The organism is Pseudomonas sp. NY15463 (assembly GCF_048068415.1).
Taxonomy (GTDB): Bacteria; Pseudomonadota; Gammaproteobacteria; order Pseudomonadales; family Pseudomonadaceae; genus Aquipseudomonas; species Aquipseudomonas mosselii_C.
In genome coordinates this window covers 123982-141258 of the sequence record NZ_JBLUQD010000004.1, presented here as the reverse complement: position 1 = coordinate 141258, position 17277 = coordinate 123982, and the positions used below count along the sequence as shown (strand labels likewise).

General features: G+C 62.3%; 14 protein-coding genes, 2 tRNA genes and 1 pseudogene. 11 read left to right on the top strand and 6 right to left on the bottom strand.

Annotation, left to right across the window (positions count from 1 at the left end; all coding sequences use genetic code 11):
* Nucleotides 1-40 precede the first annotated feature (40 nt).
* Both ACNFIC_RS11430 and ACNFIC_RS11425 read left to right on the top strand, forming a co-directional pair.
* Nucleotides 41-1087 (top strand): annotated as a pseudogene (locus ACNFIC_RS11430) (methyl-accepting chemotaxis protein); the annotation flags it as partial.
* Between the two features lie 21 nt (nucleotides 1088-1108).
* Nucleotides 1109-1993 carry a methyl-accepting chemotaxis protein gene (locus tag ACNFIC_RS11425; protein WP_416781170.1) on the top strand — a complete coding sequence of 295 codons (885 nt, stop codon included), beginning with the start codon at nucleotides 1109-1111 and terminating at the stop codon, nucleotides 1991-1993.
* A 43-nt stretch (nucleotides 1994-2036) separates the two neighbouring features.
* Here the strand turns inward: ACNFIC_RS11425 and ACNFIC_RS11420 are convergent, their stop codons facing one another.
* The 4 genes from ACNFIC_RS11420 to ACNFIC_RS11405 form a co-directional block, all read right to left on the bottom strand.
* Nucleotides 2037-3602, bottom strand: a complete 1566-nt coding sequence (locus ACNFIC_RS11420) for an ABC transporter permease (RefSeq protein WP_416781026.1) — start codon at nucleotides 3600-3602, stop codon at nucleotides 2037-2039.
* Nucleotides 3602-4615, bottom strand: coding sequence for an extracellular solute-binding protein (locus ACNFIC_RS11415; protein WP_138219142.1), 1014 nt, complete (start codon nucleotides 4613-4615; stop codon nucleotides 3602-3604). Before ACNFIC_RS11415 ends, ACNFIC_RS11420 begins: the two co-directional genes overlap by 1 nt.
* A 159-nt stretch (nucleotides 4616-4774) precedes the next feature.
* Nucleotides 4775-4861 (bottom strand) — tRNA-Leu (locus tag ACNFIC_RS11410).
* Nucleotides 4862-4948: 87 nt separating this feature from the next.
* Nucleotides 4949-5035, bottom strand: a tRNA-Leu gene (locus tag ACNFIC_RS11405).
* Between the two features lie 271 nt (nucleotides 5036-5306).
* On the opposite strand from ACNFIC_RS11405, the gene rnr reads away from it, so the two are divergent.
* The 8 genes from rnr to ACNFIC_RS11365 all read left to right on the top strand — a co-directional run bounded on the left by rnr (nucleotide 5307) and on the right by ACNFIC_RS11365 (nucleotide 14889).
* Nucleotides 5307-7895 carry a ribonuclease R gene (gene rnr / locus ACNFIC_RS11400; RefSeq protein ID WP_416781025.1) on the top strand — a complete coding sequence of 863 codons (2589 nt, stop codon included), beginning with the start codon at nucleotides 5307-5309 and terminating at the stop codon, nucleotides 7893-7895.
* Nucleotides 7892-8638 carry a 23S rRNA (guanosine(2251)-2'-O)-methyltransferase RlmB gene (gene rlmB, locus ACNFIC_RS11395; protein WP_138219140.1) on the top strand — a complete coding sequence of 249 codons (747 nt, stop codon included), beginning with the start codon at nucleotides 7892-7894 and terminating at the stop codon, nucleotides 8636-8638. Before rnr ends, rlmB begins: the two co-directional genes overlap by 4 nt.
* 225 nt (nucleotides 8639-8863) lie before the next feature.
* Nucleotides 8864-9289: a 30S ribosomal protein S6 gene (gene rpsF / locus ACNFIC_RS11390; RefSeq protein WP_138219139.1), complete on the top strand. Its 426-nt coding sequence runs from the start codon at nucleotides 8864-8866 to the stop codon at nucleotides 9287-9289.
* 28 nt (nucleotides 9290-9317) lie between these two features.
* On the top strand, nucleotides 9318-9548 hold the full coding sequence (rpsR, locus tag ACNFIC_RS11385; protein ID WP_003249563.1) for a 30S ribosomal protein S18: 231 nt from the start codon (nucleotides 9318-9320) through the stop codon (nucleotides 9546-9548).
* A gap of 35 nt (nucleotides 9549-9583) precedes the next feature.
* On the top strand, nucleotides 9584-10450 hold the full coding sequence (locus tag ACNFIC_RS11380; protein ID WP_138219138.1) for a hypothetical protein: 867 nt from the start codon (nucleotides 9584-9586) through the stop codon (nucleotides 10448-10450).
* A 20-nt stretch (nucleotides 10451-10470) separates the two neighbouring features.
* Nucleotides 10471-10917 (top strand): 50S ribosomal protein L9, encoded by a 447-nt coding sequence (gene rplI / locus ACNFIC_RS11375; RefSeq protein ID WP_134690280.1) that lies wholly within the window; start codon nucleotides 10471-10473, stop codon nucleotides 10915-10917.
* A gap of 113 nt (nucleotides 10918-11030) precedes the next feature.
* Nucleotides 11031-12428 carry a replicative DNA helicase gene (gene dnaB, locus ACNFIC_RS11370; protein WP_138219137.1) on the top strand — a complete coding sequence of 466 codons (1398 nt, stop codon included), beginning with the start codon at nucleotides 11031-11033 and terminating at the stop codon, nucleotides 12426-12428.
* A gap of 160 nt (nucleotides 12429-12588) precedes the next feature.
* Nucleotides 12589-14889 (top strand): YgiQ family radical SAM protein, encoded by a 2301-nt coding sequence (locus tag ACNFIC_RS11365; RefSeq protein WP_138219136.1) that lies wholly within the window; start codon nucleotides 12589-12591, stop codon nucleotides 14887-14889.
* A 78-nt stretch (nucleotides 14890-14967) separates the two neighbouring features.
* Here ACNFIC_RS11365 and ACNFIC_RS11360 read toward each other — a convergent pair whose 3' ends face one another.
* Nucleotides 14968-15555 carry a TIGR00730 family Rossman fold protein gene (locus tag ACNFIC_RS11360; protein ID WP_138219135.1) on the bottom strand — a complete coding sequence of 196 codons (588 nt, stop codon included), beginning with the start codon at nucleotides 15553-15555 and terminating at the stop codon, nucleotides 14968-14970.
* Nucleotides 15556-15901: 346 nt separating this feature from the next.
* On the opposite strand from ACNFIC_RS11360, the gene azu reads away from it, so the two are divergent.
* Complete coding sequence (gene azu / locus ACNFIC_RS11355) at nucleotides 15902-16351, top strand: azurin (RefSeq protein WP_138219411.1); 450 nt, start codon at nucleotides 15902-15904, stop codon at nucleotides 16349-16351.
* Nucleotides 16352-16446: 95 nt separating this feature from the next.
* On the opposite strand, the gene nadE is transcribed toward azu, so the two are convergent.
* Nucleotides 16447-17274 carry an ammonia-dependent NAD(+) synthetase gene (gene nadE / locus ACNFIC_RS11350; RefSeq protein WP_138219134.1) on the bottom strand — a complete coding sequence of 276 codons (828 nt, stop codon included), beginning with the start codon at nucleotides 17272-17274 and terminating at the stop codon, nucleotides 16447-16449.
* Between the last annotated feature and the right edge of the window lie 3 nt (nucleotides 17275-17277).

Below are 17277 nucleotides of genomic sequence, written 5' to 3'. Positions count from 1 at the left end.
AAGAATCCTCTGTAAGTGCCACCAATATAATGGCGCCAGAATGTATGAGGGTTTCAACGTGTCTGCCATCCTCTCACTGTTACGAAGCCGCCTGTTGCGGCCTGTGTTTGTTGCGCTTGGTATCGCCTTGCTGGTGCAGGTACTGGTTGCCGTTGCCCTGACTCGGAGCACGGTCACGGCATTGGAGGCCGACCTGGACGAGCGCCTGGGGAGCGACACCCGCAAATTGGCCGGTGAGCTTGAGCAAGCCGGTCAGGATGTGCGCGCCGGGCTCGACAGCCTTTCGGCGAGCACCCGTCAGCGTTTGAGCGCGGGCCTGTCGGAACGCCTGCATGACGAGCAGCAGCAATTGCGTGCGACGCTGGAAAAAAACCTCAAGGACTCGGCCAACGACATGGCCGAACTGTTGGCCTCGGTTGCCCCTCGGGCTATTTGGGATAACGACGTGCCGATGCTGTCGGACTTTGCCCGGCGTGCCCAACGCAACCCGAATGTGCTGTTCGTCATCTATGACGACGCCCAGGGTCAGCACCTGACCCGTTACCTCAACCGCGACAACCCGGTTAACCAGGTCCTGATGCAGAAAGGGCAGGGTGAGCGGGCGCTGGACAAGGTGCTGGATGCGGCGCGTCGTGACCCTGCGGTGTATTTCGTCGAGGCCTCGATCAGCCCCAATGGCGCCGAAATCGGCAAAGTGCTGATGGGTGTTTCCACGGCGGATGTCGATAAGGCGCTTCGAGCCCTCGACCAGCGCTTCACGGCGCTGATCGCCAGTGGTGAGCAATTGGTCGGCGATAGCCTGGTGGCTGCCGCGGCGGACAGTGGCAAGGCTCTGCGCGCGCGTCTTGAAACCGCGCAGAACAGCGCTACGGCGATGCAGGCCAACACCGCGCAAACCGTGCGTGACGCCGCAGGCGACCTGCGCTGGCGCATCGGCTTGGGTCTGGTGCTGGTGGGGCTGGGTGTGCTGCTGGTGGTGGCGCTGGTGTTGGGGCGGCGCGTGCTAAGTAAGCTGCGCCTGCTGATCACTGCGCTGGATGACCTGGCTGCCGGTGAAGGTGACCTGACCAAGCGGGTCAACCTCGACAGCCGTGACGAGATCGGTGACATGGCCTCGGCGGTCAACCGTTTCGTCGACAAGCTGCAACCTATCGTTCGTGAAGCCGGCGAGGTGGCCCAGCGCACTGGCGTCGAGATTGGCAGCATGGCTCAGCGCAATGCCGGCGCCGATGCCGCTGCCGCCCTGCAGCGTGACGAAGTAGCTGCCAGCCTGCGCGACCTGTCGAGCATGGCCGACGAAGCCCAGGCCGAAAGCCACGCGATGAAAGCTGCGTTGCAGCAAGTCGTGGATATCCGTCAGGCCACCGACGAAAACAGCCGCGCCTCGACGCAGCTGGCGCGGTTGATCGAGAACCTGGCGGGTGAAGTGGATACCGGTTCGCAGGTAATCGAGCGCCTGGCCAAGCAGAGCGAGCAGATCGAGGTGGTGCTGACGGTGATCCACGGCATCGCCGAGCAGACCAATCTGTTGGCATTGAACGCCGCCATCGAGGCCGCCCGGGCTGGCGAAACCGGTCGTGGTTTTGCCGTGGTGGCCGATGAGGTACGCGCGCTGGCGAGCAAGACGCAGAGTTCTACCGGAGATATCCAGTCGCACATTACTGCTTTGCAGCAGGGCGCCAAGGAGGCGGTGGCGACCATCAGTCAGGCCGGGCGCCAGGCCAGCGAGGGGTTGTTGGTGTTGCGCGACAACGAGCGCCGGCAGCAGTCGGTACAGGCGGCGGTGGAGCAGGTGCATGCGGCCATCGGCCTGGCCACTCGCGCGGCTGAGCAGCAGGCCACGGGTGCCCAGGCTGTGCGCGGGCGGGTCGAGAACATTCATGCCCAGGCCGAGCGTTCAGCTGAAGTGGTGTCGCAGACCACTGCCAGCAGCAAAGTGCTGGATGACCTGGCCGCGCAACTGCGTGCCAGCCTTGGTCAATTCAGAGCCTGAGGGCATCGCAGGGCAGGTCGTTCGACGTGCCCTGCAACAGGGGTTACGCCTTGTTCAGGTACATCCGCGTGGTCAGCAGATACACCGGCAAGCCCGATACCAGGATCAACAGCGCGGCATAAGGCGCCGCTGCGGCGAACTCGACGTTGGCGGTGTGCGCCCATACTTCGGTGGCCAGAGTGGTCATCCCGGTTGGGCTCAGCAGCAGGGTCGCGGTCAGCTCCTTCATGGCATCCAGGAACACCAGGGCGAAGGCCGCGGCCATGGCCGGGAAGATGATCGGCAAGGTCACCCGACAAAACGCTGCGAAACTGCTCGCACCCAGCGTGCGAGCGGCTTCTTCCAGGGTTGGTGAGGCCTTGTTCAGCGCCGTGCGCACCGGTGACTGGGCCAGTGGCAGGAACAGCAGCGCATAGGCCAGGATCAGCAGGGCGGTGGTCTGGTACAGCGCTGGCACGTAATGCAGTGCGAAGAACACCAGCGTCAGCGCGATCACCAGGCCCGGCAGGGCGTGTAGCAGGTACGGCAGGCGTTCGGCCCACAGCGCCAGGCGGCCTTTGTAGCGCACCACCAGGAAGCTGATTGGCAAGGCCAGCAGCACGCAGAAGCCGGCCCCGCCCAGCGACACCGACAACGAAGTCAGCAGCGCCTTTCCGATCGCCGCCACTGGGAACGCGGCCGATGAGCCCACGCTCAGCCAGTAGCCGAGCATGGCCAGTGGAATGCCGCTACCGAGCACCGTCAGCCCCAGGCAGAACAGCTGCGCCAGCGGCATCCAGCCGCGCAGGCGCACCGGCTGCGCGCGGCGCGCCACGCCCTGACCGATGCGCACATGGCGGGCCTTGCCGCGTACGCGCAGCTCCAACCACAGCATCGCCAGGCACATCACCAAGAGCACCGCCGACAGCATGGCGGCGTTGGCGTTGCTGAACTCCAGCTCGAACTGCTGGTAGATCGCCGTGGTGAAGGTTTGCAGGCCGAGGATTGACAGCGCGCCGAACTCCACCAGCATGTGCAGGGCAATCAGCAGCGCACCGCCGAGCATCGAGGGCCACAGCAGTGGCAGGGTGACCTTGAAGAACACGCCCCAGCGGCTGCACCCCAGGGTGCGCGCCGACTCCTCCAAAGAGGTGTCGAGGTTGCGCAGGGTGGCTGCCACTGGCAGGAACACCAGTGGGTACTTGGACAGCGCCATCACCAGGATCGCCCCGCCGAGACCTTCGAAGTCGGCGCTCAGCGATACCCAGGTGAAACTGCTGACGAACGATGGTACGGCGAACGGGAGGCACAATACTACGCCCCATAGCCGGCGGCCGGGCAAGTCACTGCGCTCCAATAGCCATGCCAGGGCCATGCCCACCACCATGCACACCAGCGTCACCCCGACCATCAGCATCAGGGTATTGCGCATCAAGCCCCAGACGAACGGCCGCCACAGCAGGTGCAGGGCTTCGCGCCAGCCGGCTTCCCAGGCTTTCATGGCGACGTACAGCAAGGGCAGCACACTCATTGCCACCAGGAACAGCACGGGCAGCACCACCCAGATCGACGGGCGCTTGCGGCGTGGCACGTAAGGTGCTCGCACCGCTGTGGACAGGGCGGCGGTCATCAGAGCAGGCCAACCTCGCGTTCAAGCTCGATGGCTTCCTCGGCGTTGCCCAGGTCGGCTGGCGAGATCTTTGGCGGGCGCAGGTCTTCGAAAGGCTTCAGGCCACGGTCGGAGACCATGCCTTTGTGCAGCGGGTACTCGGCGGTGGTCTGGGTGATCACGCGCTGGCCTTCTTCGCTGGCCATCCAGTTGAGCAGGGCCTGGGCCTCCTTGGGGTGCTTGCTGGCCTTGACCACTGCGGCGCCCGAGATGGTCACCAGGTTGCCGGCATCACCGTCGGCCAGGTAATAGAGCTTGGAGTCCAGCTTGCCGCGCTCGCGCTCCAGGGCGTACCAGTAATAGTTGTTCACCAGAACCGCTGCCACTTCGCCTTTTTCCACGGCCTTCAGGGCAACCATGTTGTTGGTGTACGTCTTGCCGAAGGCCTTGAGGCCCGTCAGCCATTCCTCGGTGGCTTCGCGCCCGTGCATTTTCAGGATAGCCACGGCTTGCTCCTGGAAGGCGCCGCTGGTGGGCACGTAGCCGACGCGGCCTTCCCACTCGGGGCTGGCGAAGTCCATCACCGTGGTCGGCAAGTCTTTCTCGTCGACCTTCTTCGGGTTGAAGACCACGATGCGGGTGCGAGCGGTGATGCCCATCCAGGTGCCGTTGGCGCCTACGTACTCCTTGGGCATCATGTTCACGGTGGCGTCATCGATCTTCGCCAGCAGGCCCAGCTCACCCAGGTTGTTCAGGGGTGGGGACTCTTCGGTGTAGATGATGTCGGCGGGCGAGCGGTCGCCTTCCTCGATGATCTGGCTGGCCAGCTGGTTGCTGCTGCCCTTGCGGATGTTGATGTGGATACCGGTCTTGGCCTCGTAGGCCTTGGCAATGGCGTCGCCGATTTCCTTGTGCTGACCGTTGTACATGGTCAGTGTGACCGGCTCGTCTGCCAGGGCGGCCGGAGCGCCGATCACCAGGCTCAGAACAGCGGCGGCCAGGGTGCGCATCAGCGGTTGCGGGCGGATCGTCATGCGGGTACTTCCTCGCTTACGGCTACATATTTGGAAACAATGGTAAACGAAATCGTTTCTCAAGTGGCCGGGTAACGGGAAATTCATGGAGGGGCGAGCAGGGCTGCGTAAAAATCGCAGGCAAGAAAAAACCCACTAGCAAGCTAGTGGGTTTTTGTATGGTGCCCAGGAGAAGACTCGAACTTCCACGACCGTTAAGTCACTGATACCTGAAACCAGCGCGTCTACCAATTCCGCCACCTGGGCAAAGCTTTGCAACGTCTGCTGAAAGCGACATCGTCATCTTTCACACAGTAGTAACAGATCCTTGGTCATCTATTACTTGTAAAATCTTGGTGCCCAGGAGAAGACTCGAACTTCCACGACCGTTAAGTCACTGATACCTGAAACCAGCGCGTCTACCAATTCCGCCACCTGGGCACACATTCGAGACTACAAGAGGCTTTACAGCGCCGTTCATCTCTACTACAACTTCGGGGTTGTCCGTCGTTGTGGTGCGCACTATACGGACGCCCCTGGAGGCTGTAAAGCCCCCGGACGAAAAAAATTTCAAAAAATTCAACTTGTTGATTCCGCTGGCCTGTTGCGTATCACAGGAGTCCTTTACGGGGCTGTCCAAGGCTGACATTTCCGGTTTCAATACGCCTATGCCAGAATTCCTATCTATATACCCCAAGGTGAACCCCTTCTGATGGCCGATTGGCAATCCCTCGATCCCGAGGCCGCTCGCGAAGCGGAAAAATACGAAAATCCTATCCCCAGCCGTGAGCTGATCCTGCAGCGTCTCGCCGACCGTGGCGAACCGGCTGCCCGTGAAGAGCTGGCTGCCGAATTCGGTCTTCACGAAGAAGACCAGATCGAAGCCCTGCGCCGCCGCTTGCGCGCGATGGAGCGTGATGGCCAGCTTATCTATACCCGGCGCGGCACCTATGCCCCGGTAGACAAGCTCGACCTGATCTGCGGCCGCGTCTCCGGCCACCGCGACGGTTTCGGCTTCCTGATTCCTGACGATGGCAGCGAAGACCTGTTCCTCAGCCCTGCGCAGATGCGCCTGGTGTTCGACGGCGATCGCGGCCTGGCCCGGGTGTCCGGCGTCGATCGTCGAGGCCGGCGCGAAGGCGTGCTGGTCGAGATCATCTCCCGTGCTCACGAAAGCGTGGTCGGCCGCTACTTCGAAGAGGGCGGCATCGGCTACGTGACCCCGGACAACCCGAAGATCCAGCAAGAAGTGCTGGTGACGGCCGGGCGCAACGGCGGTGCCAAGATCGGCCAGTTCGTCTCGATCAAGATCACCCACTGGCCCACCCCGCGCTTCCAGCCGCAAGGTGACGTGGTCGAGGTGATCGGCAACTACATGGCGCCAGGCATGGAAATCGATATCGCCCTGCGCAGCTACGACATCCCGCACGTCTGGCCCAAGGACGTGATCAAGGAGGCGCGCAAGTTCCGCTCGGAAGTCGAGGAGAAGGACAAGGAGAAGCGCATCGACCTGCGCCACCTGCCGTTCGTCACCATCGACGGCGAGGACGCCCGCGACTTCGACGACGCCGTCTATTGCGAGCCGCTGGGCAAGCTGCGCCTGTTCTCCGGTGGCTGGCGCCTGTACGTCGCCATCGCCGACGTGTCCAGCTATGTTCGCCTGGGCTCGGCACTGGATGTCGAGGCGCAGCAGCGCGGCAACTCCGTGTACTTCCCCGAGCGCGTCGTGCCGATGCTCCCGGAGGAGCTGTCCAACGGACTGTGCTCGCTGAACCCGCACGTCGATCGCCTGGCCATGGTCTGCGAAATGACCATCAACAAGGCTGGCCAGATGGTCGACTACCAGTTCTATGAAGGGGTCATCCACTCCCATGCGCGCCTGACCTACAACAAAGTCAGCAGCATGCTCGAACACGCCCGCACCCGCGAGGGCAAGGCCCTGCGCGAGGAGTACAGCGAGGTACTGCCGGATCTCAAGCACCTCTACGCGCTGTATAAGGCGCTGGTGGCGGCCCGTCATACCCGTGGCGCGATCGATTTCGAAACCCAGGAAACCCGGATCATCTTCGGTGAAGACCGCAAGATCGACGAAATTCGCCCGACTGTACGCAACGACGCCCACAAGCTGATCGAAGAGTGCATGCTCGCGGCCAACGTCGCCACCGCCGAGTTCCTGCAAAAGCACAATGTACCGTCGCTGTACCGCGTGCACGATGGCCCGCCGCCGGAACGTCTGGAAAAACTGCGTGCCTTCCTCGGCGAATTGGGACTGACCCTGCACAAGGGCAAAGACCCGTCGCCGAAAGATTACCAGGCGCTGCTGGCGAGCATCGCCGGGCGCCCGGACTTCCACCTGATCCAGACCGTCATGCTGCGCTCGCTGAGCCAGGCGGTGTACAGCGTCGAGAACAACGGCCACTTCGGCCTGAACTACGAGGCTTACACCCATTTCACCTCGCCGATCCGCCGCTACCCGGACCTGCTGGTGCACCGTGCCATTCGCAGCGTGATCCGCTCGAAGGTCGATACCACGCACGTCAAACGTGCCGGCGCCATGAGCATTCCTAAGGCGCGCATCTACCCGTACGACGAGAACGCCCTGGAGCAAATGGGCGAGCAGTGCTCGATGACCGAAAGGCGTGCCGACGAGGCCACCCGCGACGTGGTCAACTGGCTCAAGTGCGAGTACATGCGTGATCGCGTGGGCGAAACCTTCCCTGGGGTGATCACTGCGGTGACCGGCTTTGGCCTGTTCATCGAGCTGACCGACATCTATGTCGAAGGCCTGGTCCACGTCAGTGCCTTGCCGGGCGACTACTACCACTTCGATCCGGTGCACCACCGCCTGTCCGGCGAGCGCAGCGGGCGCAGCTTCCGCCTGGGCGACACGGTGGAGGTCAAGGTCATGCGCGTTGATCTCGAACAGCGCAAGATCGATTTCGAAATGTCCGAAGCCACCGTCAATGCGCCTGTGGGCCGTAAGCCGCGTGCCGCTGCTGGTGAGCCTGCACCTGCGGGCGCCGCTGCCCAGGCGCCTGCCACAGAAGCGAAAATTTCGCCCAAGCCGCGTAGCCGCAAGGGTGAAACCGCCGATGCGTACTTCCCCAAGGATGCCGTGCAGCGCAATGCCGAGGTGCGCAAGAGCCGCGAAATGAAGAAGGCGCTGATGACCGAGGCGCGCAGCGGCGGTCATGCCGGCAGCAAGTCGGAGAAAGGTAGCAAGCCGTCTGGTAAACCAACCAAGCACCGCAAGGGGCCGTCGAAGTCCGGCGCGCCACGTAAAGGCAAGAACAAGTCATGAGTCAGCTGGAAAAGATCTACGGCGTGCACGCGGTACAGGCACTGCTGCAGCACCACCCCAAACGGGTCAAGCAGATCTGGTTGTCGGAAGGGCGCAGTGAACCGCGCATCCAGGCGTTGCTCGAACTGGCTGCGCAGAATCGCGTGCAGGTCGGTCAAGCCGAGCGTCGTGAACTCGATGCCTGGGTCGAGGGCGTGCACCAAGGCGTGGTCGCCGAGGTAAGCCCGAGCCAGGTGTGGGGCGAGGCGATGCTCGACGAACTGCTCGAACGCACCGAGACGCCGCCGCTGATCCTGGTGCTGGACGGTGTCACCGACCCGCACAACCTCGGCGCGTGCCTGCGCACCGCCGATGCGGCTGGCGCCACGGCTGTGGTGATTCCGAAGGACAAGTCGGCCACGCTCACCGGCGTGGTGCGCAAGGTGGCGTGCGGCGCTGCCGAGGTGATCCCGCTGGTGGCCGTCACCAACCTTTCGCGGACCCTGGAAAAGCTCCAGCAGCGCGGGTTGTGGGTGGTCGGCACTGCCGGCGAGGCCGAGCAGGAAATCTACCAGCAGGACCTGACGGGGCCGTTGGTGATGATCATGGGGGCCGAAGGCAAGGGCATGCGTCGCCTGACCCGTGAGCACTGCGACTTCCTGGTGAAACTGCCGATGGCGGGCAGCGTCAGCAGCCTGAACGTCTCGGTGGCCACCGGGGTGTGCTTGTTCGAAGCTGTGAGGCAGCGCGGCGTTCGGTCTTGAGTGGCAAAAGGTAGAACCGAGCGGCAACTGCATTCAACTTGCAGCTTGCCGCTTGTAACTTGAAGCTTCAGCCTCCTTGCTTGTCCCCCCGGCCTTCTCTACAATTGCGCCCCTTGCCGAGCTGGCAGGCGCGCATGCGTCTCCCCTCAGGGCAAGACATACAAGTGTCATTCACTCCTTGTCTGACCAGGTAGCTGGCAGACTACTAACCCGTAAGGAGCATTCATGCGTCATTACGAAATCATCTTCCTGGTTCACCCGGACCAGAGCGAGCAAGTCGGCGGCATGGTTGAGCGTTACACCAAGCTGATCGAAGAAGATGGTGGCAAGATCCACCGCCTGGAAGACTGGGGCCGTCGTCAACTGGCCTACGCAATCAACAATGTTCACAAGGCTCACTACGTGATGCTGAACGTTGAGTGCACCGGCAAGGCCCTGGCCGAGCTGGAAGACAACTTCCGCTACAACGATGCCGTGATCCGTAACCTGGTCATCCGTCGCGACGAAGCCGTCACTGGCCCGTCCGAGATGCTCAAGGCCGAAGAGAACCGCAGCGAGCGCCGTGAGCGTCGTGAACGTCCTGACAATGCTGATGGCGCCGAAGGCGACGACAGCAATGACAGCGACAACAGCGACAACGCTGACGAGTAATCCACGGACTTTTTGAGGAGCCAATCACATGGCACGTTTCTTCCGTCGTCGTAAATTCTGCCGCTTCACTGCTGAAGACGTGAAAGAGATCGACTTCAAAGATCTCAACACCCTGAAAGCTTACGTATCCGAAACCGGCAAGATCGTTCCAAGCCGCATCACCGGTACCAAAGCTCGTTATCAGCGTCAGCTGGCTACCGCTATCAAGCGCGCCCGCTTCCTGGCCCTGCTGCCCTACACCGACAGCCACGGCCGCTGAGACCGGGTCGTCGACATAAGTAGCAAGGGATAGGCATGCGAGCGTTAGCAAGTTTCATCATGCGCGGTCGTGTGCAGGCCACCCTCGTGGTGGTCATCAGTGCGGTACTGCCGCTGCTGTTCTGGTTGAGTGCCGCCGCCGGGAGCCTGGTGTTCCTGCGGCGTGGTTTCAAGGACGCTTCATCGGTCATCGCCTGGGGCCTTTTGCCGGCGCTGGCCATGTGGTTCTTCGGCGAACCGAGCACCTTGCTGGTGCTGCTGGGCACGCTGGGGCTGGCCGCTGTGTTGCGTGCCGGGCATTCCTGGAACCGGGTGCTGTTGTCCAGCATCGTGTTGGGCCTGGTGTTCAGCCTGATACTGGACGTGGTATTGCGCGATACCTTCGCGGTGCTGGCCACGGCGCTTGAAAAAGCCCTGCCGCAGTTCGAAGGCAAGCCGGTACTGCCTGGCGAGTTGATCGGCCCGTTGCTGGTCGCTACCAGTGCAGTAATGCTGCAGTTGTTAAGCGTGGTGGCTTTGATGCTGGCGCGCTATTGGCAAGCGGCGTTGTACAACCCCGGTGGTTTCGGTCGCGAGTTTCGCGAACTGAGGCTACCGCCGGTGCCAATGCTGGTACTGGTGGCGCTGATGGTACTCGGGCCGATTCTCGGGCCGCAGTTCATCGTGCTGTCATCGGCGTCCAGCCTGGTACTGCTGCTGGCAGCCATCGCCCTGGTTCATGGGCTGGTGGCACAACGGCGACTGGCTGGTTTCTGGCTGGTGGGGCTGTACGTGACGTTGCTGCTGCTGATGCAGTTGATCTATCCGTTGCTCGTGGTTCTGGCCATTGTCGACAGCCTGATTGATTTTCGCGGTCGCACGTCCCCTTCGCAGGGTGACGACTCCGCGAACGGTGAAGGTTAAAAGTTAAGAGGTTTTACCAAATGGAACTGATCCTGCTGGAAAAAGTCGCCAACCTGGGCAACCTGGGCGACAAAGTAAACGTTAAGGCTGGTTACGGCCGTAACTACCTGCTGCCATTCGGCAAGGCCACCGTTGCCAACGCCGCCAACCTGGCCGCGTTCGAAGAGCGCCGCGCAGAGCTGGAAAAAGCCGCAGCAGACAAGAAAGCTTCGGCTGAAAGCCGCGCTGCCCAACTGGCCGAGCTGGAAGTGACCATCACTGCCACCGCTGGCGACGAAGGCAAGCTGTTCGGTTCGATCGGCACCCACGACATCGCTGACGCCCTGACCGCCTCCGGCGTTGAAGTGGCCAAGGCTGAAGTTCGTCTGCCGAACGGCACCATCCGTCAGGTTGGCGAATACGACGTAGCCGTGCACCTGCACAGCGACGTTGAAGCCACCGTACGCGTGGTCGTCGTAGCTGCCTAAGCGGCTGTAATCGGCTGGCCCCTCGTGGGTCAGGCGGTTAACATCGGGCACGGTCCTGTTTTTTACAGGCCGTGCCCTTTGTCTTTTTCATCTACCCGAATTCTTGTGTGGCCATGAACGAGATCACTTCCCCCGACCAGCTCGACCTGCAAACCGCAGCCTTGAAGGTGCCGCCGCATTCCATCGAGGCCGAACAGGCCGTACTCGGTGGCCTGCTGCTGGAAAACAGTGCCTGGGAGCGAGTGCTCGACCAAGTGTCGGACGGTGACTTCTACCGCCATGACCACCGCTTGATCTTCCGCGCCATCCATAAGCTGGCTGACCAGAACCAGCCGTTCGACGTGGTCACGCTGCACGAGCAACTGGAAAAAGAAGGTCTCTCGACGCAGGTCGGCGGCCTGGCGTACCTGGCTGAGTTGGCCAAGAACACCCCGTCGGTGGCCAACATCAAGGCCTACGCCGCGATCATCCGCGAGCGGGCCACGCTGCGCCAATTGATCAGCATCAGTACCGACATCGCCGATAACGCCTTCAACCCGCAAGGGCGCAACGCCGAAGAGATCCTCGACGATGCCGAGCGGCAGATCTTCCAGATCGCCGAGGCGCGTCCGAAGACCGGTGGTCCAGTGGGCGTGAACGAACTGTTGACCATGGCCATCGACCGAATCGATACGCTGTTCAACTCCGACAGTGACATCACCGGCGTGTCCACCGGCTTCACCGATCTGGACGAGAAGACCAGCGGCCTGCAACCGGCCGACCTGGTCATCGTTGCTGGTCGTCCGTCGATGGGTAAAACCACCTTCGCCATGAACCTGGTCGAGAACGCCGTCTTGCGCAGCGACAAGGTGGTGCTGGTGTTCTCCCTCGAGATGCCCGGCGAATCGCTGGTCATGCGTATGCTTTCGTCCCTCGGCCGCATCGACCAGACCAAAGTGCGTTCCGGCCAGCTGGACGACGATGACTGGCCGCGCCTGACCTCGGCGGTGAACCTGCTCAACGACCGCAAGTTGTTCATCGACGATACCGCAGGCATCAGTCCGTCGGAGATGCGCGCACGCACCCGTCGCCTGGCCCGTGAACATGGCGAGATCGCCTTGATCATGGTCGATTACTTGCAGCTGATGCAGATCCCGGGTTCGGCGGGCGACAACCGTACTAACGAAATTTCCGAGATCTCCCGCTCGTTGAAAGCCCTGGCCAAGGAATTCAACTGCCCAGTGATCGCCCTGTCCCAGCTCAACCGCTCCCTGGAGCAACGCCCGAACAAGCGCCCGGTCAACTCCGACTTGCGTGAATCCGGTGCAATCGAGCAGGACGCCGACGTGATCATGTTCGTCTACCGCGACGAGGTGTATCACCCTGAAACCGAGCACAAGGGCGTTGCTGAAATCATCATCGGTAAACAGCGTAACGGCCCCATCGGCTTCATCCGCCTGGCGTTCATCGGCAAATACACCCGGTTCGAGAACCTGGCGCCGGGGATGTATAACTTCGATGACGATGAATAAGCCCGGGTCTATTGCGTAGACCCACTGGGTTTTGAGAGCGCCGGTAAAAAAGAAAGGCCCTTGAGGAGCAGATCAACCGACCGCTGTAGTCGGATTTGGTCAAAATTTGTGCTATTCTCCGCGCCCGCGATTTCCCTGCACACCAGAACCGGTCACTGACATGCAAGCAGCCAAACCACTCTACGACTATCCCAAGTACTGGGCCGAATGCTTCGGGCCAGCGCCTTTCCTGCCGATGAGCAGGGAGGAGATGGATCAGCTCGGCTGGGATTCCTGCGACATCATCATCGTGACCGGCGACGCCTACGTTGACCATGCCTCGTTCGGCATGGCGATCATCGGCCGCCTGCTCGAAGCCCAGGGTTTTCGCGTGGGGATCATCGCGCAGCCGAACTGGCAGTCCAAAGACGACTTCATGAAGCTCGGTGAGCCGAACCTGTTCTTCGGTGTGGCTGCGGGCAACATGGACTCGATGATCAACCGCTACACCGCGGACAAGAAAATTCGCTCCGATGATGCCTACACCCCAGGCGGGCTGGCCGGCAAGCGCCCGGACCGCGCCAGCCTGGTGTACAGCCAGCGCTGCAAGGAAGCCTACAAGCACGTGCCGATCGTGCTCGGCGGCATCGAGGCTTCGCTGCGCCGCATCGCCCACTACGACTACTGGCAGGACAAGGTCCGCCACTCGATCCTGGTGGATGCCAGCGCCGACATCCTGCTGTACGGCAACGCCGAGCGCGCCATTGTCGAGGTCGCCCAGCGCCTGTCCCAGGGCGAGCCTATCGAGCAGATCACCGACGTGCGCGGCACCGCGTTCATCCGCCGCGACACGCCGCAGGGCTGGTTCGAGATCGACTCCACGCGTATCGACCGTCCGGGCCGGGTCGACAAGATCATCAACCCGTACGTCAACACTCAGGACACCCAGGCCTGCGCCATCGAGCAGGCCAAGGGCGAGCAGGAAGACCCGAACGAAGCCAAGGTCGTGCAAATTCTCGACAGCCCGAGCGTCACCCGCGAAAAATCGGTGATTCGCCTGCCGTCGTTCGAGAAAGTGCGCAACGACCCGGTGCTCTACGCGCACGCCAACCGCGTGCTGCACCTGGAGACAAACCCCGGCAACGCCCGCGCGCTGGTGCAGAAGCACGGTGAGGTGGACGTGTGGTTCAACCCGCCGCCCATCCCCATGACCACCGAGGAAATGGACTACGTGTTCGGCATGCCGTACGCGCGTGTTCCGCACCCTGCGTATGGCAAGGAGCGCATCCCGGCCTACGAGATGATTCGCTTCTCGGTGAACATCATGCGTGGCTGCTTTGGTGGTTGCACCTTCTGCTCGATCACCGAGCACGAAGGTCGGATCATCCAGAACCGCTCCCACGAGTCGATCCTGCACGAAATCGAAGAGATGCGTGACAAGGTGCCGGGTTTCACCGGCGTTGTCTCCGACCTGGGCGGCCCGACCGCCAACATGTACCGCATCGCGTGCAAGAGCCACGATATCGAGAAGCACTGCCGCAAGCCGTCGTGCGTGTTCCCAGGTATTTGCGAGAACCTCAACACCGACCACAGCTCGCTGATCGAGCTGTACCGCAAGGCCCGTGCCCTGCCTGGAGTGAAGAAGATCCTGATCGCCTCGGGGCTGCGCTACGACCTGGCGGTTGAATCGCCGGAGTACGTGCGCGAGCTGGTTACCCACCACGTCGGTGGCTACCTGAAGATCGCCCCGGAGCACACCGAGCGCGGTCCGCTGGACAAGATGATGAAGCCGGGTATCGGCACCTACGACCGCTTCAAGCGCATGTTCGAGAAGTTCTCGAAAGAAGCGGGCAAGGAGCAGTACCTGATTCCGTACTTCATCGCCGCGCATCCGGGCACCACCGACGAGGATATGATGAACCTCGCGTTGTGGCTCAAGGGCAACGGTTTCCGCGCCGACCAGGTGCAGGCGTTCTACCCTTCGCCAATGGCCTCGGCCACGGCCATGTACCACTCGGGCAAGAACCCGCTGCGCAAGGTCACCTACAAGAGCGAAGGGGTGGAGATCGTCAAGAGCGAGGAGCAGCGCCGCCTGCACAAGGCATTTCTGCGCTACCACGATCCGAAAGGCTGGCCGATGCTGCGTGAAGCGCTGCAGCGCATGGGCCGGGCCGACTTGATCGGCCCGGGCAAGCACCAACTGATCCCGTTGCACCAGCCGCAGACCGACAGCTACCAGAGCGCGCGGCGCAAGAACTCCACCCCGGCCGGCAGCCATAAGGTGGGCAAGGATCAGAAGATCCTCACCCAGCACACCGGACTGCCACCGCGCGCCAGCGACGGCAGCAAGCCGTGGGACAAGCGCGAGAAGGCCAAGGCCGAAGCGTTCGCCCGCAACCAGCAGGCGGCCAAGGAACGTAAAGAGGCGGCCAAGGGCGGCGGCAAGGGCAAGAAGCCGCGTCAGCCGGTGATCCCGCGCTGATTCGGAAGGCTGCGTAGTGCCTTGTGGGGGCGGGCTTGCCCGCTCCCACAGGTTAGGTGTTCAGGTCGTCTATCCGGCTCAATCTGGGGCTTTGTCCACCCACTTCGGCGCCACTGGCGCAATGAAGCGGTCCATCCCGTCCAGCAACGCATCCGGCTGTTGCGCCAGTTGCAGCATCGCCCGGTGCTGCGGGCGCACGAAGCCTTCCTCGACCACGTGATCGAGGAATCCGCCAAGCTTTTCATAGAAACCGTTCACATCCAGCAGCCCCAGCGGCTTGGCGTGATAGCCCAGTTGGCCCCAGGTCCACACCTCGAACAGCTCCTCCAGCGTACCCAGGCCACCCGGCAGGGCGATGAAGGCATCGCTGAGTTCGGCCATGCGTGCTTTACGCGCGTGCATGCCGTCCACCACTTCCAGGCGGGTCAGGCCCTTATGGCCAACTTCGGCGTCCAGCAGACTTTGTGGAATGATGCCGACCACCTCGCCACCGGCCGCCATGGCGGCATCGGCGACGATGCCCATCAGGCCGACCGCGCCGCCACCGTAGACCAGCGTCAGGCCGCGTCGGGCGATAGTCTGGCCGAGGGCGATGGCCGCTTCGCGGTAGGCGGGGTTGGCGCCGCTGCTGGCGCCACAGAACACACAAACGGAACGTACAGGCATTGCTTGTCTCCCTTCACAGGGCTGACAGGGTAAGGCGCAAGGCCCAAGGTTCCAAGGCTGTTGTCACTCGGGGCGGGAAAATTCGCATGCCGCGCCAGTGGCGCCCTGGGCGTAGGCGGCGAGTAGGCTGTTCATGAAACTTGAGAAGGACATGGGGATAACTCCTAAATCAAAGGTTGTCCCATCGTCTATCAAGAGGGCATGATGTGCTCTTTGATTGGTTGTATACAATCCATTGAACAATTCAACTGACTGGCCACTTGACAGCCCTTGACCCACATCAGGGAGGGGTAGGGTGGTTTCAGGCAGTCTCGCAATTGATAAAACCCTGCCAAGGAGATTCATGATGTTTGCGAAAGCCGTAGCGGTATCCCTGCTGACCCTCGCCAGTGCCTCCGTGTTTGCCGCCGAGTGCTCCGTGACTGTCGATTCCACCGACCAGATGTCGTACACCAGCAAGGAATTCACCGTCGACAAGAGCTGCAAGGCGTTCACCGTCAAGCTGACCCACTCCGGCAACCTGCCGAAGAACGTGATGGGCCACAACCTGGTGATCAGCAAGACCGCCGACATGCAGGCCATCGCCACCGAAGGCATGTCGCAAGGTCTGGATAAGGATTACCTGAAGGCTGACAACGCCGCGATCATCGCGCACACCAAAATGATCGGCGCACCCGAGAAAGAAACCGAGGTGACTTTCGACACCTCCAAGCTCGAAGCCGGTGGCGACTACAGCTTCTTCTGCACCTTCCCAGGTCATATCTCGATGATGAAGGGCAAGGTTGTCGTGAAGTAAAGACAGCTGTGTAGGCCTTTCGGGCCTATTCGCGGGCAAGCCCGCCCACAGGGTCTGCACAGGACCTGTGGGATCGGGCTTGCCCGCGATGCTTTTTACGGCGCGAATGGCAACTCGCGCTTGTGCTGGGTCTTGCGGTAGGTGGCGACGATGATGTCGAATGCCGCCTGATCCACCGGCAGGCCATGCAGGAAGGCGTCGATCTGCTGGTAGGTCACGCCGTGGGAAGCTTCGTCCGGCTTGCCCGGTTCTAGGTCTTCAAGGTCTGCGGTCGGCACTTTTTCCACCAGCGATTCCGGCGCGCCGAAGCTGCGTGCGATCGCCCGTACCTGGTTCTTCACCAGGCCGCTCAGCGGCGCCAGGTCGCAGGCGCCATCACCGAACTTGGTGAAGAAGCCCATTACCGCCTCGGCGGCGTGGTCGGTGCCGATCACCAGGCCCGCACGGGCGCCGGCGATGGCGTACTGGGCGACCATGCGCGTACGCGCCTTGACGTTACCCACCACGAAGTCCACCAGGGTCGGCGAGCCGTCCTTGAGCGCCTGTACCTGGCCGGACAGGCCCTTGACCGCCGGGGCGATGTCCACGGTATGCACTTCATCGGCTTTGATCACATCGAGGCACGCCTGGGCGTCGTGCTCGTCCTGCTGCACGTGGTACGGCAGGCGCACGGCGATGAAGGTGTAGGCCTTGTCGCCGGTCTCGGCGCGCAGCTCGTTGATGGCGCGCTGGGCGAGCAGGGCGGCAGTCAGCGAGTCGACGCCGCCGCTGATGCCCAGCACCAGGGTCTTGAGCCGGGCATTGGCCAGGCATTCCTTGATGAACGCCACGCGCCGGGCGACTTCGGCCTCCAGGGCGGCGGCATCGGCGAACGGCGGCTGCACCTTCAGCGCCTGGGCAATTTCTTGCTGAACGGCTTGCATGGG

Bases quoted from the DNA above. Each gene is read 5' to 3' on its own strand.
- ACNFIC_RS11425 (WP_416781170.1), top strand. From the start codon at position 1,109: ATGGCCTCGGCGGTCAACCGTTTCGTCGACAAGCTGCAACCTATCGTT.
- ACNFIC_RS11420 (WP_416781026.1), bottom strand. From the start codon at position 3,602: ATGACCGCCGCCCTGTCCACAGCGGTGCGAGCACCTTACGTGCCACGC.
- ACNFIC_RS11415 (WP_138219142.1), bottom strand. From the start codon at position 4,615: ATGACGATCCGCCCGCAACCGCTGATGCGCACCCTGGCCGCCGCTGTT.
- rnr (WP_416781025.1), top strand. From the start codon at position 5,307: ATGGCCGATTGGCAATCCCTCGATCCCGAGGCCGCTCGCGAAGCGGAA.
- rlmB (WP_138219140.1), top strand. From the start codon at position 7,892: ATGAGTCAGCTGGAAAAGATCTACGGCGTGCACGCGGTACAGGCACTG.
- rpsF (WP_138219139.1), top strand. From the start codon at position 8,864: ATGCGTCATTACGAAATCATCTTCCTGGTTCACCCGGACCAGAGCGAG.
- rpsR (WP_003249563.1), top strand. From the start codon at position 9,318: ATGGCACGTTTCTTCCGTCGTCGTAAATTCTGCCGCTTCACTGCTGAA.
- ACNFIC_RS11380 (WP_138219138.1), top strand. From the start codon at position 9,584: ATGCGAGCGTTAGCAAGTTTCATCATGCGCGGTCGTGTGCAGGCCACC.
- rplI (WP_134690280.1), top strand. From the start codon at position 10,471: ATGGAACTGATCCTGCTGGAAAAAGTCGCCAACCTGGGCAACCTGGGC.
- dnaB (WP_138219137.1), top strand. From the start codon at position 11,031: ATGAACGAGATCACTTCCCCCGACCAGCTCGACCTGCAAACCGCAGCC.
- ACNFIC_RS11365 (WP_138219136.1), top strand. From the start codon at position 12,589: ATGCAAGCAGCCAAACCACTCTACGACTATCCCAAGTACTGGGCCGAA.
- ACNFIC_RS11360 (WP_138219135.1), bottom strand. From the start codon at position 15,555: ATGCCTGTACGTTCCGTTTGTGTGTTCTGTGGCGCCAGCAGCGGCGCC.
- azu (WP_138219411.1), top strand. From the start codon at position 15,902: ATGTTTGCGAAAGCCGTAGCGGTATCCCTGCTGACCCTCGCCAGTGCC.
- nadE (WP_138219134.1), bottom strand. From the start codon at position 17,274: ATGCAAGCCGTTCAGCAAGAAATTGCCCAGGCGCTGAAGGTGCAGCCG.